Annotated in this window: 21 protein-coding genes and 1 pseudogene; 5 read left to right on the forward strand and 17 right to left on the reverse strand. The window is 65.2% G+C overall.

The features are described from left to right. Window positions 1-59: 59 nt before the first annotated feature. Window positions 60-830: an SDR family NAD(P)-dependent oxidoreductase gene (locus AOA12_RS16065; protein WP_082406530.1), complete on the reverse strand. Its 771-nt coding sequence runs from the start codon at window positions 828-830 to the stop codon at window positions 60-62. Between the two features lie 178 nt (window positions 831-1,008). Between AOA12_RS16065 and AOA12_RS16070 the strand changes: the two genes are divergently transcribed. After that, window positions 1,009-2,604 (forward strand): FAD-binding oxidoreductase, encoded by a 1,596-nt coding sequence (locus tag AOA12_RS16070; RefSeq protein WP_197280945.1) that lies wholly within the window; start codon window positions 1,009-1,011, stop codon window positions 2,602-2,604. Here AOA12_RS16070 and AOA12_RS16075 read toward each other — a convergent pair. Continuing rightward, window positions 2,589-3,569, reverse strand: a complete 981-nt coding sequence (locus AOA12_RS16075; protein WP_082406317.1) for a helix-turn-helix domain-containing protein — start codon at window positions 3,567-3,569, stop codon at window positions 2,589-2,591. The two genes, AOA12_RS16070 and AOA12_RS16075, sit on opposite strands and share 16 nt — an antisense overlap. A gap of 307 nt (window positions 3,570-3,876) precedes the next feature. Next, a complete protein-coding gene (locus AOA12_RS16080) occupies window positions 3,877-4,266 on the reverse strand; it encodes a nuclear transport factor 2 family protein (RefSeq protein WP_054685012.1) in 390 nt (129 codons plus the stop codon). Between the two features lie 169 nt (window positions 4,267-4,435). On the opposite strand from AOA12_RS16080, the gene AOA12_RS16085 reads away from it, so the two are divergent. Then, a complete protein-coding gene (locus tag AOA12_RS16085) occupies window positions 4,436-4,819 on the forward strand; it encodes a nuclear transport factor 2 family protein (protein WP_054685015.1) in 384 nt (127 codons plus the stop codon). A gap of 201 nt (window positions 4,820-5,020) precedes the next feature. Here the strand turns inward: AOA12_RS16085 and AOA12_RS16090 are convergent, their stop codons facing one another. The 6 genes and pseudogenes from AOA12_RS16090 to AOA12_RS16115 form a co-directional block, all read right to left on the reverse strand. Continuing rightward, complete coding sequence (locus AOA12_RS16090; RefSeq protein WP_054685017.1) at window positions 5,021-5,827, reverse strand: aldolase/citrate lyase family protein; 807 nt, start codon at window positions 5,825-5,827, stop codon at window positions 5,021-5,023. Beyond that, window positions 5,812-6,597: a 2-keto-4-pentenoate hydratase gene (locus AOA12_RS16095; protein ID WP_054685020.1), complete on the reverse strand. Its 786-nt coding sequence runs from the start codon at window positions 6,595-6,597 to the stop codon at window positions 5,812-5,814. The genes AOA12_RS16090 and AOA12_RS16095 overlap by 16 nt, the downstream gene beginning before the upstream one ends. A gap of 37 nt (window positions 6,598-6,634) precedes the next feature. Then, window positions 6,635-7,333, reverse strand: a pseudogene (locus AOA12_RS16100) (fumarylacetoacetate hydrolase family protein); the annotation flags it as partial. 186 nt (window positions 7,334-7,519) lie between these two features. Then, complete coding sequence (locus tag AOA12_RS16105; RefSeq protein WP_054685023.1) at window positions 7,520-8,548, reverse strand: ABC transporter permease; 1,029 nt, start codon at window positions 8,546-8,548, stop codon at window positions 7,520-7,522. A gap of 8 nt (window positions 8,549-8,556) precedes the next feature. After that, the gene (locus AOA12_RS16110; protein WP_054685025.1) at window positions 8,557-9,504 is read right to left on the reverse strand and encodes an ABC transporter permease; all 948 of its coding nucleotides are present in this window, start codon (window positions 9,502-9,504) and stop codon (window positions 8,557-8,559) included. Next, complete coding sequence (locus tag AOA12_RS16115) at window positions 9,501-11,009, reverse strand: sugar ABC transporter ATP-binding protein (RefSeq protein WP_054685028.1); 1,509 nt, start codon at window positions 11,007-11,009, stop codon at window positions 9,501-9,503. The genes AOA12_RS16110 and AOA12_RS16115 overlap by 4 nt, the downstream gene beginning before the upstream one ends. A 152-nt stretch (window positions 11,010-11,161) precedes the next feature. On the opposite strand from AOA12_RS16115, the gene AOA12_RS16120 reads away from it, so the two are divergent. The 3 genes from AOA12_RS16120 (at window position 11,162) to AOA12_RS16130 (ending at window position 13,825) form a co-directional block, all read left to right on the forward strand. Continuing rightward, window positions 11,162-11,437: a hypothetical protein gene (locus AOA12_RS16120; protein ID WP_054685031.1), complete on the forward strand. Its 276-nt coding sequence runs from the start codon at window positions 11,162-11,164 to the stop codon at window positions 11,435-11,437. Between the two features lie 112 nt (window positions 11,438-11,549). Next, a complete protein-coding gene (locus AOA12_RS16125) occupies window positions 11,550-12,782 on the forward strand; it encodes an IS256 family transposase (protein ID WP_054678500.1) in 1,233 nt (410 codons plus the stop codon). 53 nt (window positions 12,783-12,835) lie between these two features. After that, complete coding sequence (locus AOA12_RS16130) at window positions 12,836-13,825, forward strand: substrate-binding domain-containing protein (RefSeq protein ID WP_054685034.1); 990 nt, start codon at window positions 12,836-12,838, stop codon at window positions 13,823-13,825. Window positions 13,826-14,450: 625 nt separating this feature from the next. Here the strand turns inward: AOA12_RS16130 and AOA12_RS16135 are convergent. From AOA12_RS16135 to AOA12_RS16170, 8 genes are all read right to left on the reverse strand, one after another. Next, window positions 14,451-15,662: a cytochrome P450 gene (locus tag AOA12_RS16135; RefSeq protein WP_054685036.1), complete on the reverse strand. Its 1,212-nt coding sequence runs from the start codon at window positions 15,660-15,662 to the stop codon at window positions 14,451-14,453. An 83-nt stretch (window positions 15,663-15,745) separates the two neighbouring features. Further along, a complete protein-coding gene (locus AOA12_RS16140) occupies window positions 15,746-16,951 on the reverse strand; it encodes an NAD(P)/FAD-dependent oxidoreductase (protein WP_054685039.1) in 1,206 nt (401 codons plus the stop codon). Continuing rightward, entirely contained in the window at window positions 16,948-17,292 is a 345-nt protein-coding gene (locus AOA12_RS16145; RefSeq protein WP_054685044.1) for a non-heme iron oxygenase ferredoxin subunit, read from the reverse strand. The genes AOA12_RS16140 and AOA12_RS16145 overlap by 4 nt, the downstream gene beginning before the upstream one ends. A 73-nt stretch (window positions 17,293-17,365) precedes the next feature. Next, complete coding sequence (locus AOA12_RS16150) at window positions 17,366-18,601, reverse strand: cytochrome P450 (RefSeq protein WP_156366536.1); 1,236 nt, start codon at window positions 18,599-18,601, stop codon at window positions 17,366-17,368. A 68-nt stretch (window positions 18,602-18,669) separates the two neighbouring features. Continuing rightward, complete coding sequence (locus tag AOA12_RS16155; RefSeq protein WP_156366537.1) at window positions 18,670-19,620, reverse strand: LysR family transcriptional regulator; 951 nt, start codon at window positions 19,618-19,620, stop codon at window positions 18,670-18,672. A 12-nt stretch (window positions 19,621-19,632) separates the two neighbouring features. Continuing rightward, a complete protein-coding gene (locus AOA12_RS16160; RefSeq protein ID WP_054685050.1) occupies window positions 19,633-20,082 on the reverse strand; it encodes a MarR family winged helix-turn-helix transcriptional regulator in 450 nt (149 codons plus the stop codon). A 94-nt stretch (window positions 20,083-20,176) separates the two neighbouring features. Continuing rightward, window positions 20,177-20,881 carry an EthD domain-containing protein gene (locus tag AOA12_RS16165; RefSeq protein ID WP_054685052.1) on the reverse strand — a complete coding sequence of 235 codons (705 nt, stop codon included), beginning with the start codon at window positions 20,879-20,881 and terminating at the stop codon, window positions 20,177-20,179. A gap of 12 nt (window positions 20,882-20,893) precedes the next feature. Next, window positions 20,894-22,210 carry an oxidoreductase gene (locus tag AOA12_RS16170; RefSeq protein ID WP_054685055.1) on the reverse strand — a complete coding sequence of 439 codons (1,317 nt, stop codon included), beginning with the start codon at window positions 22,208-22,210 and terminating at the stop codon, window positions 20,894-20,896. Between the last annotated feature and the right edge of the window lie 78 nt (window positions 22,211-22,288).

A 22,288-nucleotide genomic window follows, 5' to 3' on the forward strand; every position in this document is an offset into this window, starting at 1 on the left:
CTACACTCACTATACGGTACGAGTCGTATCGCATGGCAAGTGGGCGCTGTCGATCGATGTCACACGGTGGCGTTCACACCGCCGTCGACGACGAGGTGGGCGCCAGTCACCCAGCGAGCCTCAGCGGAAGCCAGGTACAGACCCGCGTAGGCCACCTCGATTGGATCGCCTGCCTTCCCACCGAGCGAGCGCTTGACGATCGGCGCCACGGGGTTGTCGTCCCCGAACTGTTCGAACATCGCAAGGATCGGCGGCGTGGCCATGACACCGGGACTTACGGTGTTGACGCGAATGCCGAGAGGAATCCCCTCTGCGGCCAGTTGTCGCGTCAGCGAGACGATGGCGCCCTTCGTCGCTGCATGCGCGGCTTGGGGCAACGAAACGGTACCGAGAATTGCCGCGCCGGAGCCGATCATGACGATGCTCCCCTGCGAGTTCGCCAGGTGCGGCCATGCGAACTGGGTCACGTGCCAGACCACATCGAGCTCATTGCGGATCGTATAGCGGTAGTCGTCCTCCGACTGCTCGGCGAAGGGTGCGAACTTCGGGTGGCTCGCATTGTTGTAGAGCACGTCGATCCGTCCATGCCTGGCGACGGCGCCCTCGACCCACGCCTGCACCTCAGTGCGGTCTGCGAGGTCTACCGGCGCGGTCGAATCGATCGTGTACCCCTCACCTGCGAGCAACCGGACCGTCTCAGCGGCAGCATCAGGATTGCGATCGCTTCCGACGACGACCGCGCCCTCCTGAGCGAACAAGCGCGCGGTCGCGCGGCCCATGCCGCCGCCGATGCCCGTGAGCAGCACCACTTTGTCTTGCAGTCGATTCATGTCTTGCCTCCTAAGGCGATCGAGCCGTGGTGGCATCGAATCACGGCAGGGCGCCGTCGGGGCGCGATCGTGCTTTCCGCGCACGAGGCTGTGCACGGAATGCACCGCACGCGATTGCTTCGCGGACGTGGAGGTACGACGGATCCAACCACTCACTCACCGACGAGACGAGGAAGAAATGCTCGCGAACCACCCGACACCCCCTGGGGTTACACAGACCCAGCTCGCCGCCGCCCTCGCGGCGTTCGCGTCCTCCATCGGCGACGACAAGGTAGCAACGGATGCTCAGGCGCTCGCCGATTTCCAGGATCCGTATCAGGTTCCCGGCGAAGCCATGAACGTGCCGTCCGCTGTGGTCAGTGTCTCGTCCGTCGAGGACGTCCAGGCGATCGTCCGAATCGCGGGCGAGCATCAGATCCCGCTCTGGCCGATCAGCCGAGGCAAGAACAACGGCTACGGTGGCGCCGCCCCTTGGGTGCGGGGTGCCGTCATGGTCTCGTTCAGGAACATGAAGGGCATCGAGATCGACGAAGAGCTCGGCTACGCACTCGTTGAGCCCGGGGTCAGCTGGTTCGACCTCCATGACGCCATCGAAGCCGGCGGTCACAACCTCGTCGCTTCGATCGTTGACATTGGCTGGGGCGGCGTCGTCTCCAATACGCTCGAGCACGGCCTCACCTATATGCCGTACTCGATCGACCAGGCGTCGCACTGCGGCTTCGAAGTCGTGCTGCCGGACGGCGACCTCTACCGGACCGGATCCGGCGGCATGACGAACAATCCGGTCTGGCCGCTGTATAAGCGGGGTCTGGGTCCGACCACGACCGAGTTGTTCATGCAGTCGAACTTCGGCATCGTCACGAAAATGGGCTACTGGCTGATGCCGAAGCCCGAGATCTATATGCCGCTCTGGCTCACGATGTGGGACGACGCGCAGATGCCGACAGTCGTCGACGCGCTTCGCGAGCTCATGCTGAACGGAACGATCGACATGCGTCCGCAGTTCGCGAACACGCTGATCATGGCCTCGATGCTCAGCGCGCGTTCCGACTGGTACGACGGCGACGGGCCGATCCCCGAGGAGGTCATCGACCACATCGCCGAGGAACTCGGCATCGGCCGCTGGAACATGCGCTTCGCTCTCTACGGCGACGAGGCAGTGGTTGACCACAACTTCGCGAAACTCAAGGCACGCTTCGAGCAGATCCCGAGTGTCGAGATCGTTGGCGCCAAGCACACGAAGGATGAGTGGGAATCCCTCCCCAACCCGCACGAGCGAGTGCAGATCGGAGTTCCGAGCCTCGATCTCTACAAGATGGCGGGATGGTCAGGCGGCGACGAGGGCGGCCATGTCGACTTCTCGCCGGTCATTCCGTTGTCCGCGGCCCATGCGAAGAAGGCGCAGGATCTCTTCAAGTCGATGTGCGCGGATGCTGGGCTGGACTACCTGGGCGGGATGCTTCCCATCAACGCTCGGTCGACGACGTTCATCAATGTCATCCCGTTCGACACGAAGAATCCCGATCAAGTGCACGCCGCGTACGAGCACGCGAGGGCTATGGTCATCCGCGCCGGCAAGCTTGGCTACGGCGAGTACCGCGCACATCCGTACTTCGCGGATGCCGCAGCGGACCAGTTCGACTTCAACGACCACGCGCAGCGCCGGCTCAATGAAACCCTCAAGGACGCGCTCGATCCGAACGGGATCATCGCCCCAGGCAAGTCGGGTATCTGGGGTAGGCGACTGCGCGAGGCCGGCTACCCATTGACCTGATCGACCGGCTCGGCGGCGTCGACTACGGCGCCGCCGAGAGCCCGGGCATCACTGGGCGTGCAGTCGAACTGCTCACGGAAGGCCCGCGCGAAGCTCGCCGCGTCTCGGTAGCCCCAGCGCGCGGCCACCTCGGCAACTCGGGCATCGCGGGTTGTTTGCAACTCCACGCGGGCGCCGTCGAGCCGCTGCCGTCGAATCCAGGCCGATACCCCGACCCCTGTCGGTGCGAACAACTTATGGACGTAGCGGGTGGACACGTAGTGTGCGCGGGCAAGCTGTTCAGGTCCTAGATCCGGGTCGTGGAGGTGCGCTGCCACATAACCCCGCATGCGCGTGAGCAAGTCTTCCGCGGGGGTCGGGACCGGGCCTGAGTCGCCGTAGAGCGTGCGCAGCATGGTGATGAGCATCTCGGCAGCGCCGTCCCCTTCCGGACCGGCCACCCCTCCCCCATCCGCAGCGCAGGCAAGCTTCGCGACGAACGGAGTGACCAGACGTGCGAACGCGGCCTCTCGACCAGCCATCCTTGTACCGCCGCGCCGGGCAATAGCACCTGCGCGCGGACCGATGAGCCATTTCGGGTAGCTCAGCACTAGCACATCGAACCCCGTCGTCGCCTCGAAGACAGACGGTCGCGACGAGTCCTGGATAGCGATGTCGCCAGGGAGTAGCAGCGAGGACGTCTCGTCCTGGGCGATGCGACAGAGGCCGTCCCGGACGAGGTACAGGATGATGCACTCCGGATCGGAGCTGGCGATCATCGGCAGGGTGCGTCCGACTCGATGCGGCAATCCGGTGATCGAGCGCACAGCGACAGGCCCAACTTGACCTCCGGTGAGCCGCGCATCGAATGAATCCGCGCTGACTGATTCCACGCGGATCGGAAAGAAGTGCTGGGCGATTCCCTCTGCCCAGTATTCGGATCGATCGGGGGCGGGAACGACACGGGTATCGATGAGGGTGGTCATACCTGCGCACACCAAGCCCTTCTTGGTTGAGGATGCGGCAGTTCGCTACGGCCGAAGCCAAACGGATCGTGCAAGAAGTTCGTATGTCCGGCCGAAGCGAGCAGGCGGGTGCCGAGTCCGGCCGCGTTGTCGCCGCGCGAACGAAGTCGGCACCCGCCGCACGATGATCGAGGCCTCAACCCTCTCGATCGAGACCGACGCCGACGATGAACTGGTGCACGTCCAGAAGGAAAGGCACCGAACGGCTTCCAGGGCAGATGAATGCTGTACGGGTCCCGATCGGCCGCCGAGGCGGCAGCTTGATCGTCTAGAAGCCGGGCAGGCGCTCGGTGCCGGGATCGGGACGGAAGGCGTCCCAGTGCTCCTTGACCACGCCGTCCTCGAAGCGGAATACGTCGAGAAGCACACCGTGGGTGCGAATCTCCTGCCGGACGACAAAGTCGCCTTCGGCGATGAGGTGTACTGCGACTGTCCCCGACGCATCCAGCCACTCCGGCAGCGGCACGATCTCGCGGAACCACTTGATCAGTCCGTCGCGTCCCTGTCCGGCACTTGGGTTGTGCTGGATGTAGTCCTCCGGGACGATCTCGTCCAAGATCTCGAAGTTGGTACCGTCGCCGTAGACGACCTCGAACATCCTCTCGACGACCTGCTTGTTGCGTTCTTGCTGGGTGATGTCCTGCTGCGTGGCTGCCATCCGTCATCTCCTTCGATTGCGCGGTTCGCGGCAACTGATGTGTACGATACGAGCCGTACAGCACTGAACGTAGCGCGATGGCTCTTGAACATCAATAGCGATACAGTACGTTCAGTATCGGTGACGGAGCGTCACTGACTCAAAGCTGAGATGAACGAGGTGCGTATCAATGGCGAGCGAACAGGTCGAAGCGAACAAGAAGCTGGTGGAGCGGTTCTTCCGGGAAGTTCCTTATGGACCGGGCGACAATCTCGAGGTACTCGACGAATTGCTAGCCGATGACTACATCCAGCACAACCCCGACGCAGGCCAGGGCCGCGAGGGGGTGCGGGACTTCTTCACGAACGTCATCCCTCTCCCGCTGACGGGCGATCTCGCGGCTGATGGAACGCTCGAAGTGAACATCATCGGGGACGGTGACTTCGTCGTCCGACAGGAGACGCGCACCAACGGGATGCTCGTCGACATCTTTCGGGTGAAGGACGGCCGTCTCGCCGAGCATTGGGATGCGTGGCGTCCGGCGAAGGGATTCGAGCGGCCGCCGTCGTTCTGAACGGTCGATGCGTTGGCCCCGACCGGGGGCTATCGGAGTGCATCAGGTTGCCGGACGCTGAGTGGACGGCTGCCCGGGCACCTTGACGCAGCACAGCATCCGCTCGCTGCACGTGCTCGATCTGTGCTGAGTGCTACGACAACGTGCGGCCGTACCTCCCCATGCACTAGCACCTGGGACGTTGCTGCTTGGGCGCGGCGCTCAGTACGAGGGACGCTCGCCTGGGGAAGCGGATGCCGGAGCCCAGCGTGCGGCGAGGGCTTCCGAGCCTCGTGCGAGCAGCGCCACGTCGGCCCCGACGAGCACGAACGACGCGCCGGCCTCGAGGTACGCCTGGGCAGCGGCCGGATCGATGGCGTTGACGCCGACCGGCTTGCCGGCGGCCCGCACAGCATCGAACCCGCTCAGCGCGGCGGCCACGACATCGGGGTGCGTCTGCTGGCCGAGGAGGCCCATCGACGCCGCGAGGTCGCTCGGCCCGACGAACACGCCGTCGATCCCGTCGACCGCGGCGATCTCTGCTGCGGCCTCGACTCCCGCCGCCGTCTCGATCTGCACGAACACCGAGACGTGGTCGTCGGCGTTCTCGAGGTAGCCGTCGACGCGGTTCCACCGCGCCGACCGTGCCAGCGCCGAGCCCACCCCGCGTGTGCCCCGCGGTGGATAGCGCACGGCCGCGACGGCGGCCGCGGCATCCGCCGCCGACGACACCATGGGCACGAGCAGGTTCTGGGCTCCGAGGTCGAGCACCTGCTTGATCGTCACCACGTCGCCGATCGGCACGCGCACGACGGGCGTGACGGGGTAGGCCGCGACGGCCTGCAGCTGCGCGAGCACGGACTCCAGGCCGTTCGGCGAATGCTCCATGTCGATGAGCAGCCAGTCCAGGCCCGAACCCGCGCAGATCTCGGCGACGAGGGGCGAGCCCGAGCACACCCACATGCCCGCGAGGGGCCGGGACGTCTCGGCGAGGGCGGCTCTGAAGGTCGGCGTCAGACGAAGCGGCATTCGATGACTCCCATCGGTCCGTAGTCGCACCTGACGCTATCGCCCCGCTGCACCCACATGGGGCGCGTGAACGACCCGGCGAGGATGATCTCGCCTGCCTCGAGGCGCGCGCCGTGCTGCGCGAACTTGTTCGCGAGCCACGCCACGCCGGTCGCGGGGTGGCCGAGCACGCCCGCGGCGACGCCGGTCTCTTCGATCTCGCCGTTGCGGCTCAGGATGCCCGGAACCCAGCGCAGGTCGATCTCGTCGGGGCGCTTTCGCACGTCGCCGAGCACCATCGCGCCGTACGCGGCGTTGTCGCTGATCGTGTCGACGATCGTGCGGCGCTCGAGTTCGATGTGCGAGTTGAGGATCTCGAGCGCCGGCACGGCGTAGTCGATCGCCGCGAGGGCGTCGTCGAGCGTGCAGTCGGGGCCCTCGAGCGGATGCCTCAGTATGAACGCGAGCTCGACCTCGATGCGCACGTTCGAGAAGAGGTCGACCGGGATCTCGGCGCCGGTCTCGTACACGGTGTCGTCGAACATGACGCCGTAGTCGGGCTCGGTGATGCCGGTGGCCTGCTGCATCGCCTTCGAGGTGAGGCCGATCTTGCGGCCGACGAGCCGGCGGCCCGATGCGATCATCCGATCGCGCCACAGGCCCTGGATCGCATATGAATCCTCGACGGTCGCCTCCGGGTGGCGCGCGGTGATCCGCGGGATCACGCTGTGCGCGCGGTCGGCCTCGGCCAGCTCATCCGCGATCGTCTCGATGTCGTCGGGCTGCAGCATCCGGTTCTCCTCCGTGGTGTCGCCTCCGAGCGCGTGCTCATCGCTCCTGGGAGGCTTCGAAGCGGGCGCGCCACTCGGCATTCATCGGAAACAGTCCTTCCAGAGGATGGCCCTCGTCGACGCGGGCGGCAACCCACTCGTCTTCGGCCTCTTGCGCGAGGCAGGCGTCGGCGACCTCAGCCGCGACGGCGGGAGGGATGACGATGAGGCCGTCGTCGTCGCCGACGATGATGTCGCCGGGCTGCACTGTGGCACCGCCACATGCGATCGTGACGTCGTGCTCCCATGGCACATGGACGCGGCCGAGCACCGCTGGATGCCCGCCGAGCGAGAACACCGGCAGATCAATCCCGGCGACTGTCGCATAGTCACGCACGCCGCCGTCGGTCACGATGCCCGCGGCTCCGCGAGCCTTGGCCCGGAGCGCAAGGATGTCGCCGAGGGTCCCCGAAGAAGCATCGCCGCGGGCCTCGATCACGAGGACCTCGCCCGGCTCGACTGCGTCGAACGCACGCTTCTGCGCGTTGTAGGCGCCGCCGTGGGCCTGGAACAGGTCCTCACGCAGCGGCACGAACCGCAGCGTCTTCGCCGTTCCGACGAGCTTTGCACCTGGGGTGTCGGACTTGGGTCCGTCGATGAAGACCTGGCGGATGCCACGTACACGCAGCTGCTGCGACAGGCCGGCGACGGGTGCGGCGACGAGTTTCGCGTGAAGCTCATCCGAAAGCACAGTGCTCATGTTTCCTCCTGAAATGTTGCTCGAGCCGATCGACAAGGTCGATGCGGGAGCGGGCGAAACGGGCGTTGACGAACCGACACCAACGGATCCTTGCGCGCAGCGGAATCACGGGCAGCGCTCACCACGCGAGTGCCCACCCGACAGCGATGGTGTGCCGCTCCGCTGTCAGCGGATGGTGGCCGCTCAGAAGCGGTCTCGCACGTGCCGCTCGCGACCGTAGATCGTCAGCATCGCGATGATGATGACGCCGTACAGGATGAGGCCCTGTTCCTCATTGAGTCGGTAGCCGAGGATGATCGTGGACAGCAGTGTGAGGATGAGCGCGCCCAACACCGTCCGCGTGAAGGTTCCGCGAGGCGATCCGAAGGTCGTTCCGCCGATCAACACTGCCGCGAGGCCCGTGAACAGATAGGGGTCACCGAGACCCTGGGTCCATCCCCCGCCAAAGCCTGCGATGAGCATGCCTGCGACGCCCGTGACAGCCCCGGAGAGAGCGAAGACTACTGTCCACGTCAGCGAGGAGTTGACGCGCGTGAGGTTGGCAGCCCGCATGTTCATGCCGGTCGCATAGAACCGGCGACCGACGGCGGTGCGACTGAGCACGAGCCACAGAATGATGGCGCAACCGATGACGATGAGGATGATCGGCGGCACCGGCAGTCCGAACGTGGTGCTGCCTGCCGACGCGAGGCCGCGAAGTTCCTCCGGCGGCGCTCCGTTGAAGTCCCCCGCTGTCATCACGAGGGCCGTCCCGGATAGGGCCGCGCCCGCGCCGAGTGTGACGATCAGTGAGGGAATGTTCCATCGGTGACAGATGAAGCCGATCAGGGCCCCGATCGCGCCGCAGATGACGATCGTGGCGAGCAGGGCGACTGGAAGGGGAAGACCGAGCTTCACCGTGCCGTCCACGGCGAGCCACGCCCCAATCATGATGTAGCCGGGGATCGTGAGATCCACGCCACCCACGATGACCACGAGCGTCTGGCCCAACGAGGCAAGCGCGAGCAGTGATGCGATGACGAGGATCGACGTGATCGCCCGCCAGTTGGTCGCGACGGAAGGGATGAGGACGATCAGCCAAGTCGCCATCGCCACGAGGATGACGATCTGAAGAACCGGCCGTTCGAGCGCGTACTCGCGGAAACGCGACCATGCCCCGGGGCGAGCACCAGGCGCGGTCAGCGAAGCGGTGACTGAGGAGTTGTCGGACATGCGATCTCCTATCTCTTCCTCGAGGTGAGCAGAGTCGCCCCGAGAACCACGGCGATGATGAGGATGAGACCATAGCTCACTTGAATGAGACTGGGGTTGACGCCCGCCGCCGTGAGCAGTTGCTGCAACAGGTAAATCGCGAGACCGCCGAGGAAGGCGCCGAACAGCCCACCGCGGCCGCCGGCCAGACTGGTGCCTCCGAGGACGGCAGCGGCGATTCCGAGCAGCGCGTAGGTCGAGGCGAGGTTCGCGAGCGAGGTCTGCAGGAACGCCGAGAGCGCAATGCCGCCGATCCCGGCGAACAGGCCGCCAAGCGTGTAGGACAGCAACCGCACGACGGTGACATTCACTCCTGAGCCATACGCGGAGACGTCGCTCTCACCGGTCGCGAGCAGGTTGCGAACGTACGCCGTACGAGTCAGGCCGAACCAGATCAAGGCGGCTGCCCCCATCGTGACGACCGCTCCCGGCACGAAGCCGATGGCTCCGGCGAGGGCCCCTGTCCAGTTCGGCGGGGCGGAGGCGGGCCGGCCAGCGATCGTCTGTGCGAGGCCTAGGACCACGAACAGCATCGCGGTCGTGGCGATCAGCGGGTTGAGCCTCAAGATCGTGACAAGGACGCCGCTGATCGTGCCCACGCCCGCGGCCACGAGTAGCAGGATAGGCAACGAGATCCAGAGGTCGCCGAGCCCCGCGGGGAGAAGTACGGCGACGAAGATGCAGTTGACCAGCACCATCAACGGGCCGACAGAGATATCGGCGCCTCCCCCCAGGATCTGGGGGGTTGAGGCGAAGCTCACCAGCACGAACGGCGCCAGTGTGGCAAGCGTGGCGGGCAATCTCTGGACCGAGAAGACGCTCGGCGAGATGACGAGATTGAGGATGAGCAGCACGATGACGAGGAGTAGCACGAAAGCCCACGTGTGCTCTCGGAAGAAGGCAAGTCCGCGGTTCATGCTGCAGCCTCAGTTCCGTGGCCGAAGTATGCCGCGACAATCGCCTCAGCACTGAGGTCGGTTCGAGGGATCTCGGTGAACAGCGTTTGATTGCGGAAGACGAGCACCCGGTCGACAAGTTCGACGAGCTCCTCGACTTCGCTCGAAAGCATGACCACGCTCATCCCCTGTGCGCAGAGACGCTCGAGAGTGGCATAGATCTCGCGCTTGGTCATGATGTCGACTCCTCGGGTGGGGTCGTTGAGCAGAAGCACGTTCGGCTTGGTCGCGAGCCAGCGCGCAAGCAAGACCTTCTGCTGACTGCCACCTGAGAGGCTGGAGATGGGATCAGTGTCCTTGCCCAAGCGGATCTTGAGTGAATCGACGTACTCCTGGAAGCGTGCCGACATTCGCTTCCAGCTGAGGACTGGACCGGCTGAATCCTCGCGCATCGTCGGCAGCGCGAAGTTCTCGCGGATCGCCAGCGATTCAAAGAGCGACTCCCCGCGACGCTCGCGTGGCAGGTAGGCGATCCCCAGGCTGGCGTCTCCGACTCGATGTACAGGCAGCTCGCCGTCGGGCCGGACCCGGCGCACGGCATCGTCGCCGGCGACAACGCCCGCCAGACGCTTGATGAACCGGTCTTGCCCGTGCCCTTCCAGCCCGGCCAAACCCACCAGCTCCCCCGCTCGCAGTTCGAAGTCGATCGGCTCCGCGTCTGGGGCAAGCCGGAGTGCCTCGGCGCGCAGCGTGATGGGTCCGAGCTCGCGCTCGCGATTGCCTGACCCAGCCGTATGGGCGACCCCGCTCATGTCGAGGATGAGCTGATCAATCGACATCTCCGCGCGGTCGCGTACCGAGACCGTGCGACCAGAGCGCAACACAGTCACCCGGTCGGAGACTTCCTCCACCTCGTCCATCCGATGTGTGATGAAGAGGATGCTGCACCCCTCCGCGGTGCGACGACGCATTTCTGCGAACAGCCGATCTCGGGTCTGAACATCGAGTGCGGCGGTGGACTCGTCGAGGACGAGCACTCGCGGATCGCGGACGAGTGCTCTCGCGATGCACACCACTTGGCGTTCGGAGAGCGAGAGCTGCCCAGCGGGCGCACTAAGCGGGAGGCCGCCAACGAGCCGCTCCAGGACCTCAGCCGCGCGGTCGCGCCGCTGCGCTCGTGTGTACCTGCGACGGAACACCCCGTCGGTGCCGAGCCAGATGTTGTCCAGTACCGACTGGCTAGGAGCGGTGAGCACCTCCTGGAACACGGCCGCGATGCCCAGCTCGCTGGCTTGCGCAGGGTTGGCGTGGGTCACGGGCTTTCCATCGAGTGTGAACTCGCCCGTGTCAGGCCTGTGGACACCACCGATGATCTTCACCAGCGTGCTCTTCCCCGAACCGTTCTCGCCGAGAAGCGAGTGCACCTCCCCCGGAGCGAGATGCAGCTCGCCGTCCACGAGGGCGCGGGTCGCGCCGAAGCGCTTGCCGATCCCGGACAGACGTAAACCACGGGCGCCCTCGTTCACATCCACACTCCTCGTCGAGTTGTCAATACGGGGATGAAAGCAGCATCACCATAACAGATACTAGACGGATCGTATCGAACGTGTGTAGCTTGTGCTCGAGAGGCGCGAAATGCACATCGCGCAGATGAACTCAAGGAAGAGGTCCTCGAATCATGGCAACCAAGAAACGCGCAACCGGCTGGGCCCGCACCGGTGCTGCGCTGATCGCTGCGGGCGTTCTCGCCCTCGCGGGATGCTCGGCCCCCGCAACGGGAGGCGGCGGTGGCAGCACAGGTGATGCCGCCGCAGACGAATGCGGCACGATCCCCGATCTCGGCGCGACCGATCCCGGCAACCTGCTAGCTGACTTCTCTGAGGACGCGCAAGCAGCGTTCAACGCCTATCCGCTCGCAGTGGAGGAGTCGGCGTGGATCGACTACAAGGCCTGAGTCCCGTTGAGTGGTGGACTTTCCGGTCTTGAGCGTCGTGTCATTGACGTGGGGGGCCACCGTGCGATGGTCAGTGAGAACGACCAAGTTACTCACGACAGGAGATCGCACGATGGCCCTCAATCAGTCTGCCCTGCTCGAGCTGCTCGCCGAGCTGAAACTCACCGACACCACCGACCGGATCCGTCAGATGACCGAACGGCTCTACCAAGAACTCATCGACGCTGAAGCCGCGTCGGTGATCGGTGCCGGACCCTACGAGCGCACCGTCGAGCGCACCGCTACCCGCAACGGGGCGAGGCTGCGCACCCTGTCGACCACTGCGGGAGATCTGGAGTTACGAATCCCGAAGCTACGGGCCGGCAGTTTCTTCCCGTCGCTGTTGGAGAGGCGCCGTCGGGTTGATCAGGCGCTGTTCGCCGTCGTGATGGAGGCCTACCTGCACGGCGTGTCCACCCGCAAAGTCGACGACCTGGTCAAAGCGCTCGGCGCCGACACCGGCATCTCGAAGTCCGAGGTGTCGCGCATCTGCGAAGGCCTTGACGCGACGGTTGCGGCATTCCGCGACCGCTCCCTGTCCCAGATCGCCTACCCCTACGTCTTCCTGGACGCCACCTACTGCAAGGTTCGCATCGACGGTCGGGTGGTGTCCCAAGCGGTTGTCGTCGCGATCGGGATAACCGCTGACGGGCACCGTCAGGTGCTCGGCTTCGACGTGGGCGACAGCGAAACCGAGGAGTTCTGGAAAGCATTCTTACGGTCCCTGAAAGCCCGAGGCCTTGGCGGGGTGAAGCTGGTGATCTCCGACGCACACGCTGGCTTGAAAGCAGCCGCCGCAGTGGTGTTGCAGGGAGCCAGTTGGCAGCGGTGTCGCGTGCACTTCATGCGCAACGTGCTCACCGCCTTACCCAAGGGTCGGCAGGAGATGGTCGCCTCGATCATCCGCACGATCTTCGCCCAACCCGACGCTGAGCACATTGATGCACAGTTCGATGAGGTTGCACGCATGATCGACCGCGTTCACCCCAAGGCGGCTGAGATGCTCCACGATGCCCGAGCCGACGTGCTGGCGTTCAAGCACTTCCCAGCCCGGCATTGGCGGCAGATCTGGTCGACGAACCCGCTGGAACGGCTGAACCGGGAGATCAAACGTCGCACCGACGTCGTCGGAGTGTTCCCGAACGCTGCCAGCCTGCTGCGCCTGACCGGCGCCGTTCTGATCGAGCAGCACGACGAATGGGAAGCCGGCGACCGCCGCTACTTCTCCGAAGCGTCTATGGCCGAACTCGCCGCCACCAACTCGGTCGAGGACGCGGTGATGCTGCCCGAGATCACGGCCGCCTAAACTGCAACCAGCTGATCATCGAGTGGAAACGAAAGACCACCACTCAGCGGGACGTGGCCGACTACAAGTCCAGCAAGACCGAGGGATGGACAGCAGCCTACGTCGGACACCCCCCGGCAAACCCCTTCATCGCGACCCTCCAGGAGAACCTGATCAACGACCTCGAGGCTGAAGGCATCGAGGTCATCGCGAACCTCGCCCCCGACGTCACGAGCAACGTGCCACTGCAGATCCAGCAGCTGCAGGAGGCCATCGCACTCAAGCCCGACATCATCTTCTACCTGCCGGCGGCGCCCGAAGCCGCGATCGAGACGATCAAGTCGGCGTACGACGCCGGTATTCCGGTGGTCACCGTGCAGCTTCCGGTCGACTCTCCCTACGCGGTGAATGTCGCGATGAACGGCGTGCTCCAGTCGATGATCGCGGGTGCCGGCGTGCTCAGCAGCATCGGCGAAGGCGACCTGCTGCGCGTCGTTGGCGTTCCCGGCATCGGATCGACTCTGGACGCCAACACGGGCATCGAGAATGTGCTCGAGTTCTGCCCCGACATCAACGTCGTGGGCGAGGTTGCCGGCCTGTTCAACCCCGCCACTACACAGGCCGAGGTGCTGAAGTACCTCGCGACAAACCCGGCTGGTGTTGACGCGGTACTGCAAGACGGCACCATGGGCCTGCCTACCTTCACCGCCTTCCAGGAGTCCGGTATCGACCCGATTCCCCCGATCAACGACATCGGAGGCAGCCAAGGCTTCGCGAACTGGGCGCTGGACAACCCGGACTACCCGTACTACGGAAGCACGACCTCCGCTACCCAGCAGGCCGCAGCGACCGTTTCCGTCGGCAAGAGAATCCTCGCCGGAGGCGGGCCGAAGGTGAACCAGATCGTCTACGCTCCGGTGATCGTCGACCGGGACAACCTCGCTGAGATCGCCGACCCGTCGGCGGACTACACCGACCCGACCGGCCTCGAGAACCCGCCGGGAACACTGCTTCCTGAGGCACTGCTCGACGAGTTCTTTACCGATCCGTCCGCGGGGAAGTAGGCCCAGACGATCAACGAAAGTGCGCACCCGGGACCCCCGGGTGCGCACTTTCGTCATGCTCCCCGTTAGGGCGCCGTGAGACGGGGTGGCCCTACGCATCGATGTACGCGCACGAGGGACCGCGGTCGACCGCGCCCACGCTGGCCCCGGTTCCTCATTCGTCCTGGCCTTTGCCCTCGCTCCCGCGGCTCAACCTTGCGCGACCACCGAAGAGCGCGCATAGAAGACGGGTCCGGAATGTCGGCACACGACCGCCCGGTCGAGACTTTCGCCACGCCGGGAACGCCTGCGCCGAACGCTGTGAAGGACACAGCTAATCCGGATGAAGTGACGCCAGAAACCCAGTTATCCGGGACCGACGATCGCGACGTCAGGGTGCTCTCGATAGCGTGTGCAGTTTGAGACGTCGTCATCGAACTCGTGCAGTCCCCATGGAAGACCGTTCGAGCGTGCGTTGCGGAGACATCATTTCGCAAAGAGGACGCCCGCGAAGCAGCGCCCAGCGCACGGGACGCCCACGCGAAAGGGGACGGAGGGCGCCGATTCCGCCCTTCCGTCCCCTCGACGACCCACCGCTACGGGCCGTCATCCGCCCGACCGCTGACGTGGCCGGGTGCTCTCTTGCTCAGTTCACGTGCAGATCCACCTGAAGGCTGCGCGGCGCGCGGAAGACCCAGCCGTTGACCGGGGTCGGGGCGCCAGGCTTCTGGGTGATGTCCTTGGTGGCTGCGAGCAGCTCCTCGAACATGATCCGCTGCACCTGACGGCCGAAGAAGTGACCGGCACAGAAGTGCTGGCCGCCACCGAACGCCTGGTGCTGGTCCTTCTCGTTGCGCTCGATGTCGAACACGTTGGGCTCGCGGAAGACCCGCTCGTCGCGGTTCGCTGACGCGAGGATCACCTCGACGGGCGCGCCCTTTGCGAGCGGAACGCCCCGGAACTCGAAGTCACGGCTCGGGGTGCGTCCGGTGGTTCCGATGGGGGCAATCCAGCGCAGCCCCTCGAGCACGGCCTGCGGAATCCACTTTCCGCCGTCTTCGCGCAGCAGTCCCCACTGGTCCGACTCGAAGAGGCCCAACGAGGTCGAGGATGCCGCGTGCCCGGGCTCCTGCATGCCGCCCAGAAGGATGATCTTGACGGTCGAGAGGATGTGGTTCTTGTCGCGGGGGGTTCCATCGGTGCGACCTGCCCAAAGCATGTGGGAGAGCATCGTCTCCTCTTCCGGCTTGGAGGCGAGATCGTCGAGGACCGGCAGCAGCAGATCCTCGATCTCACGAGCTGCGGCGTCGTTGGCTTCCCAGACCGCCGGGTCGTTCGTGAGATTGCCGGCACCGCCGGCCAGCTGCTTGAACCAGCGGATCAGCGTGTCAGAGTCGACATACGGGTCCAGGCCCATCACATGACGTAGCGCCTCGACGCTGACCGGCTCGAAGTACTCCGAGACGAGGTCGGCCTCGCCCCGGGCTGCCAGCTCCTGTGCGCGGGATCGTGCGATCGGGCGGATGGACTGCTCCACAACCCTCGTGATCGGGCGAGGCTGCAGGGTTCGGTCGACACCGGACCGCAGTTCATCGTGCACCTCTCCACCGACCAGAGTGATCACCGGCTTGCCGAGACTGCGCTCCATGCGCTCGCTCGTGTTGCCACCGCCGGAGACCCACGGCTCCTTCTCCGAGACGACTTCGGCGACGTCCTCGTGCTTGGTGATCCAGTACAGGTGCAATTGCGGGATATACGCGACGGGGGCATCCCTTCGCAGCTGCTCATAGATCGGGTACGGGTCTTCGAAGAGCTGCTGCGGGCTGATCGACTCAAGGAAGCTAGCGACGGCGGACATTAATCGTCTCCTTCGACGAGGGTTGGTGGCAACGGGTTTGGTGCGGGGTCGCACCCATGGACGGTTGGTGGTTCGGGATTCGTTCAGCGCGGCACACGCAGCAGGCCCCTCAGCGACACAGACGGATCCATGAGGTCGACTCGCGAGACGGGGATCCGCTGATCGATGAGCCGGCGCGCCGCGCGAACTGTCATGGTGTCGTTGATTGAGACTGCGCCGACGAGCAGGTCGCCGTCGACATGGAATGCGACGGTCTCTCCTCGCAACACGGTCTCGCCAGGCCCGGTCATCCGCCCGACGCCCTCGACGTGCACGTCGTAGCGGTCAGACCACCACCACGGCGCGCTTCGCGGTTCGGGCTCCTCGCCGACCAGAAGGGCGGCGAGTTCCTGCGCGTCATGCTGAGCGGCCTCCCAGTGCTCTTCGCGTCGATGCAGGACACCGTCCGCGTCACGGACGCGCGCGACGTCTCCGATCGCGTAGATGCCGTCGGACACCCGGTGTCGCTCGTCGACGACGATGCCGTCTTCGACCTCTAGGCCCGCTGCCTCGGCAAGCTCGACGTTCGGAACGAGTCCGGCGCCAACGACCACCGCATCCACGGCGAGGCGCGTGTCGTCCGCGAGAATCGCGGTCCACCCCTCCCCCTCGCGCACGACCTCGCTGATGAGGCCGATTCTCACGTCGGCGCCACGCATGGCGTGCATGGCGTGAAGGCGCTGCGCGATCGCCACGCCTGCGGCAGGAACAATCGGCACTTCGACGGGGTCGACGAGGGTGACGTCGACTCCGAGAGTCAGCAGCGAGGAGGTGAGCTCAGCGCCGATCAGTCCCGCCCCGGCGACGAGGATTCGGGCTCCCGGCCGTGCCGCAGCCCGGATCCGAGACGCGTCATCGAACGTTCGCAACGTGTGAACGATCGGAGCATCGTGCCCGGGGAAGCGGATCTGTCGCGCGCTGCCGCCGGTGGCGAGCACCAGTGCGTCGCCCGCGATCAGACGACCGTCGTCCAGCTGAGCGCCCCCGTCTTCGAGCGCGACCACGCTTCGACCGGAGATGACCTCGATACCGCGCTCCTCAAGGTGAGGGTCGGTCGAGAAGGCCAGATCGTGCAGACCGATGTCGTCGATGAAGGCCGCCTTCGAAAGGGGCGGACGATCGTAGAGGGCGGGTTCGCGGTCAATGATCGTGACACGTCCGGCGAAACCGCGGGCGCGCAGGGCGTCGGCCAGGGTGTAGCCGGCAACTCCGCCGCCTACGATGACGACCGACTCCGGGTGGCCAGTCACGGCTCGGCGATTCGTTCGGGGTTGGGGAGGATGACGATGTCATCGCCATCCACCTCCACCCCGTGCGAAGCGACGTCCTCCGTAGCAGGTGCGGACTGCACTTTGCCGTCTCGGAGGCAGAACCTGCCCGTGTGCATCGGGCACTCCACCACGCCGCCTTCGATCCATCCCTCGGCGAGGGACGCGAGCTCGTGCGAGCAGGTGTTGTCCAACGCGAAGTACTCTCCGCTGTCGTGGAAGAGCGCGATGTCGTCGACTGTTCCGGTCAGGGCCCGCGGAATGACGATGGCCTCGCCGTCAGGGACGTCGCTGACCTTGGCGGCCAGGATTCGTGCCGGCATGTGTGGTGCTCCTTTGCATCCGGTCGGACCTAAAGCGTCCGATACGTATCGTACAGCAAATTGCGGAATGTGTTCAGTTGAATCTCGTGGGAAGGCTGGAGAGGACGCGGGCGCCGTTCAGCGGGTGCCACGCCGGCTCATCGACCTCGATCTCGGAGACCGTGGGAATCATCGCCTTGAGCAGCGTCTGGATCTCGTGCTTCGCGAGTCCCTGACCGACGCAGGCGTGCTCCCCGAGGCCGAATGCCAGATGCTCGGTGGCGTCGGGACGCGTGATGTCGAACTGGTCCGCCCGCTCCCAGCGCTCTTCGTCGCGGTTGACGCAACCGAAGATCACTACGACGCGCGAGCCCTCCGCCAGCTCGACGCCGCCGAGCTCGACGTCGCGTGTCGTCACGCGGGACATCGCCTGGAGCGGGCTCTCGAGCCGCACAGCCTCGCCGATGGCCGACTGGATCAGTCCAGGGTTCTCCCGGAGCAGATTCCACTGCTCGGGGTGTCGGCCGAGCTGGTAGAGAAGGCTGCTGGTTGCACTGATCGTCGTGTCAAGACCCGCGATGATGTAGTCGATCGTGAGCCGGACGATCCACTCCTGGTCGAGTCCGCCCGCTTCGTGAGCCTCGATCAGCTGGTGTGCCCACCCGCCCTTCGACACCCGCTCGGGCGTGATGTTCTCCGTGGCCCACTGGATCATCTCCATCGCGCGAGGTGCCGCCGCGCGGCCACGATCGTTGTCGCCACCCGCCATCTCGATGAAGGCCGTGCCCCAGTCCAGCAGGTGCTCTCGGCCCTCCTCCGGGACGCCGATGAGACGGGAAACGATGGTCAGCGGCAGGTGGCAGGCGAAGTCGTTGACGCCTTCGAAGGTCCCGCTACCGGTGAGTCGGTCGACGAGCGAGGTCGCCTCCTCAGTGAGCCGTCCAGTGATTTCCTGCAGCGCCTTGGGGCGCAAGGGCTTGCGAAAGACCTCGCGAAGCTCCCGGTGCTGTGCGCCGTCAGTCGTGATGAGCATCGCTCCGCCGCTCTGCTCGTTCAGCCCCGGGTTCGTCGAGACTCCCTTTGCCGACGAATAGATCGCCGGGTTCGAGAGAACCTCGCGTGCGAGCACGTCACGGGTGACGGCGTACATCCCCAAGCTCTCGAGCCAGACGACCGGGCCGAGCCCGCGAAGCTCCGTGTACACCGGATAGGGGTCGGTCGCGACCTCGAGGGAGATGAAGTCGGCGTCGAACGACGGGACAGCGGTCTTTGTAGCCATGGAAACGCTCCTTTGCGCCACGATCGGTAGTTCGGTGGCCTGACACTTCAACGGTAAGAAGGCGGCAGGGATTTGGGAAATTGATAGTTGAATGCGCAGCTATCGTCTGTACCGATGCCTCAATCGGCGTTTGGAGCCGTCATGTCTCGACCCCACCGCCCACGGCCGTACTGCTCGACAGCGTCCACAATGGTCCTGCGGAGCCATTCATGGGCGGGATCGCGCGTGTATCGCGGCAACCACACCATGGACTCCGTCATGGGAGCCAACTCGACGGGCAGATCCAGCACGCGAAGCGTCCCGGTCTCCTCCGCAGCGAAACGGGCCAGCGACTCATGGGTGATTGTGATGACATCGGTGCCCCGGATGAGAAAGGGCCCTAGCGCGCCCGCAGCCACCACGAGGCGGTTGGTCTGTATGCCGAGCTCCTGGAGCTGGATGTCGACGTAAGAAGGCCGGCCATCAAAGGTCATCGCGAGGTAGGGCAACGTGCTGAGCTGTTCAACTGTGGCCTTGTCTTTGACGGCCTCGTTGGCTTCGTCTGCGAGCAGGACGTACCGGTCGCGAAACAGCGCGGCGTTCTCGAACCGGTCGGAATCCTGCAGCGACTCGAGCGGGTAGACGAGAAGGTCCACCTCGCCGCGGCGCATCTGGTCTGCGTAGTCCTGGCTCAGCGTAGAGAAACGCAGTTCGACATGAGGCGCCTCGTGCGCGAATCGGGTGAGGAGCGGTTGCAGGAAGATCGTCGTCGAGTACTCCGTCGCCATGATCCGGAACGCACGACTGGAGGTCTTCTCATCGAACCCCGGACGCTGGGAGACGAGCTGCGACAGCTGCGCCAGGACCTCGCCCAACGGTGCGGCCAGCGACTCGGCGAATGGAGTTGCGACCAGTTCCCGGCCTTCGCGAACGAGGATTGGGTCGCCCAAGAGCTGCCGCAGCCGACCGAGGGTGGCGCTCATGGTGGACTGCCCGACGTACAGTCGGGATGCCGCCCGAGTAACGTTGCGCTCGGCCAGCAGTGCATCAAGCGCGACCAGCAGATTCAAGTCGATCCGGCTGAGATCCATTGCCCCGTCCACTCAATCTTCCAAAGCCGCGTCAAGCGCGCGCAGTGCAATGAGGGCGGCATGGAGATGGGTTTCCGGAATCAGCGAGCCGAGCAGACCCTCCCAGTATCGGCTGACGTCTCCCACCATCCGGCCAGTCGCCTCGGTCGGAATCACTCTCACGATGCGGCGATCGGACGAGTCGGTCGTGCGCGCGACGAGTCCGTGATGTTCCAGTGAGCGCAAGACAGCACTGGTGTTGCTGCTCTTGAGGCTGAGCTGTCGGGCGAGCGCCGTCGGCGTCACGCCTGGCTGTCGCGCCACGTGCCGGAGCACCAGCACTTCAAGGTGAGTGAGCACGGCAGGACCCACTTCTGCAACGGTCCGAGCCTGGATCTTGCGTCCGACATTGAGGACGAGGTCGGCAAGAACCTCCACTCCTTCTGCCTCCGGATCTAGGACGGCCTCGACCTCCGGAAGCATCACGACACCATTAGCGTGCATACATCTATGAGAACATAGCTATTTCCAAATAGCTAGGCCTTCGATTTCGTGATGGACCTCACGGAACGCTTCCTCACAGGAGTGCGACGGGCCGGGTCACCAGGACGGTCGAGAAGACCGGATCGCTGAATCGCGACTCGTCGGGGGCAAGGGTGTTGCGGTAGTAGTCCGAGTCGAACTCCGCGGCCAGCGCCGCCTCCGACGAGAAGGTGATCGCCCCTACGCCGTCATATCGGTTCTTTGTGAAAGGGCTCGGCGTCGGCTGGGCAGGCGTATCCTCAAGCCGGACGAGCCGCTCCTTGGTGCCGGGGCCTTGCAGAGCGAGTTCGGCGTGCGTGCCGGTCCAGTACTCGGAGAACTCTCCGACGGTGAGGCTACGCCGGGCTACCGGGACCGTGATCACCTTCACGGTCTCGCCGGGTTCCTCCTCTGCCTGCTCCCAGATCACGTTCGGCTGGCCGCCGACAGCATCCGGCCGTGCGGCTAGCAGCGGGGTGCGCAGAGCCAACCACGCGGGGAAGGCGCGAGACACGAACCAATCGGCTGCGTCGTTCTTCCTCTCCCACCAGGTCTCCTGTGCTGCGTCGTACACCCCGCTGGATGCGTTGACGATTGGCGCGACGCCCAGAAGCGGGCGATTGAACACGTGGCCCACCAGGCCAGGCGCCGTCAGAGGGTCCGCCGCCTCAAGCTTCAGCCATCGGTCGGCGAAGACGTCCGGATCGAGCCCTTCGCGAGCCTTGAGCAGCAGGGTGAGTTTGTAGGCAGGACTCGACATCGTGGACTCCAATCAGTGCGCGCCAGCCCGCGCCGGCTTGATCTTCTGCGCAGTACGCGCGGCCTTATCGGCGATGAACATGAGCAACGGGTTACCTGCGGCCCAGATGAACAGGTCCTGTCCCGCGTTCGATCGGCGCGCCGAGGGACTCTCGCGGCCCATGTCGGGGTTCTTGTGACACTGCACCGGTACCTGGGTCATCAGCCGACGCATGCACGAGTTCGCGTGGTCGCACCAGACCATTTCCGCGACACGACCTTCGAGCACCTTTGCGGCGTAGTCGGGATCGGCAAGCATCTGCCGCGCGAGCATCGTGGCGTCCACGGTGCCGTCCGCGATCGCGGCAGCAGCCTGCTCCGGATCGGGGGTGCTGCTGAGGAGGATGGTGATGTCCGGACCGAGAGCCCTGCGGAACTCCTGCGGCTCGCCCTCTCGGAGCATCTTTCCGGACTCGCTGGTGACGTTGTCCTTCATCGACTCGTAGTTGCCGTCTGTCAGCGCGACGAAGTCGAGGCCGGCCTTCGCAATCTCGGCGGTGACCGCAGCGAAGCCGTCCGGTCCCTGGCCACCGGGCATGTGGTCGTTCGCGCTCAAACGCAAGCCGAGCGCGACATCGGGGCCGATTTCTGCACGCACCGCGGCTACAACATCCCTGAGGATGCGCGCACGATTCTCCACGGATCCGCCGTACTCATCGGTTCGGAAGTTGGACAGCGTCGACAGGAACGATGAGTAGAAATAGCACATGTGCGCTGCGATCTCGATGGCGTCGAAGCCGGCCGTCGTGGCACGGCGCGCGGCATCCACCACCGCCTGCTGGAGCTCCGCGATCTCTTCGTGCGTCGCCTCGTGAGGCAGCGGTGTCACACGGCCGCCGGGGATGTACACGTGATCGGGAAGGCCTGCCGCGCCGAACTCCACTGACTTGGGCGACGCCGAGGTGATCCAGTTGCCCTCGCGCGGAACGCCCATACGCCCGAACGCGGGGAACAGCTGAGCGAAGACCTTCACATCGGTGCCTGTCGCGTGCAGTTCGTCGACGAGACGCTTCAGGTCGGGAATGAACTCATCCTCGTCGTAGCGAATGTTGGGAGCGAAGGGAGATTCGCGGAAGGCGCGTGCCGTGGCGACGGACCCGCCGACGAAAACGGCACCAGCGCCGCCTTCCGCGCGTCGCTTCAGGAACGCGATCGACTGGTCGCTCGGCCGACCATCTTCGGTGGGCTGGAGCACCGCCATCGGTCCGAGAAAGATGCGGTTCTTGATCGCCAGCTTGTTGATCGTCAGCGGCTGACCAAGAACCTCGGCGGCTGTGGTGCTGGTCGACATGAATCTCCTCATCGAATCGCGGGCCTCATCACCCGCATCTGCAATCTATCACGCGTGCGGTACGGTGCGTATCGTATT

Origin of the sequence: Microbacterium sp. No. 7 (assembly GCF_001314225.1) — a bacterium.
GTDB lineage: Bacteria > Actinomycetota > Actinomycetes > Actinomycetales > Microbacteriaceae > Microbacterium.

Excerpts from the sequence above, each read along its gene's own strand:
- AOA12_RS16120 (WP_054685031.1), top strand. The coding sequence starts at position 11,162 with ATGGCAACCAAGAAACGCGCAACCGGCTGGGCCCGCACCGGTGCTGCG.
- AOA12_RS16145 (WP_054685044.1), bottom strand. The coding sequence starts at position 17,292 with ATGCCGGCACGAATCCTGGCCGCCAAGGTCAGCGACGTCCCTGACGGC.
- AOA12_RS16135 (WP_054685036.1), bottom strand. The coding sequence starts at position 15,662 with ATGTCCGCCGTCGCTAGCTTCCTTGAGTCGATCAGCCCGCAGCAGCTC.
- AOA12_RS16080 (WP_054685012.1), bottom strand. The coding sequence starts at position 4,266 with ATGGCAGCCACGCAGCAGGACATCACCCAGCAAGAACGCAACAAGCAG.
- AOA12_RS16125 (WP_054678500.1), top strand. The coding sequence starts at position 11,550 with ATGGCCCTCAATCAGTCTGCCCTGCTCGAGCTGCTCGCCGAGCTGAAA.
- AOA12_RS16095 (WP_054685020.1), bottom strand. The coding sequence starts at position 6,597 with ATGCTGCAGCCCGACGACATCGAGACGATCGCGGATGAGCTGGCCGAG.
- AOA12_RS16165 (WP_054685052.1), bottom strand. The coding sequence starts at position 20,881 with ATGTCGAGTCCTGCCTACAAACTCACCCTGCTGCTCAAGGCTCGCGAA.
- AOA12_RS16065 (WP_082406530.1), bottom strand. The coding sequence starts at position 830 with ATGAATCGACTGCAAGACAAAGTGGTGCTGCTCACGGGCATCGGCGGC.
- AOA12_RS16155 (WP_156366537.1), bottom strand. The coding sequence starts at position 19,620 with ATGGATCTCAGCCGGATCGACTTGAATCTGCTGGTCGCGCTTGATGCA.
- AOA12_RS16090 (WP_054685017.1), bottom strand. The coding sequence starts at position 5,827 with ATGCCGCTTCGTCTGACGCCGACCTTCAGAGCCGCCCTCGCCGAGACG.
- AOA12_RS16085 (WP_054685015.1), top strand. The coding sequence starts at position 4,436 with ATGGCGAGCGAACAGGTCGAAGCGAACAAGAAGCTGGTGGAGCGGTTC.
- AOA12_RS16170 (WP_054685055.1), bottom strand. The coding sequence starts at position 22,210 with ATGTCGACCAGCACCACAGCCGCCGAGGTTCTTGGTCAGCCGCTGACG.
- AOA12_RS16105 (WP_054685023.1), bottom strand. The coding sequence starts at position 8,548 with ATGTCCGACAACTCCTCAGTCACCGCTTCGCTGACCGCGCCTGGTGCT.
- AOA12_RS16075 (WP_082406317.1), bottom strand. The coding sequence starts at position 3,569 with ATGACCACCCTCATCGATACCCGTGTCGTTCCCGCCCCCGATCGATCC.
- AOA12_RS16070 (WP_197280945.1), top strand. The coding sequence starts at position 1,009 with ATGCTCGCGAACCACCCGACACCCCCTGGGGTTACACAGACCCAGCTC.
- AOA12_RS16110 (WP_054685025.1), bottom strand. The coding sequence starts at position 9,504 with ATGAACCGCGGACTTGCCTTCTTCCGAGAGCACACGTGGGCTTTCGTG.
- AOA12_RS16160 (WP_054685050.1), bottom strand. The coding sequence starts at position 20,082 with ATGCTTCCGGAGGTCGAGGCCGTCCTAGATCCGGAGGCAGAAGGAGTG.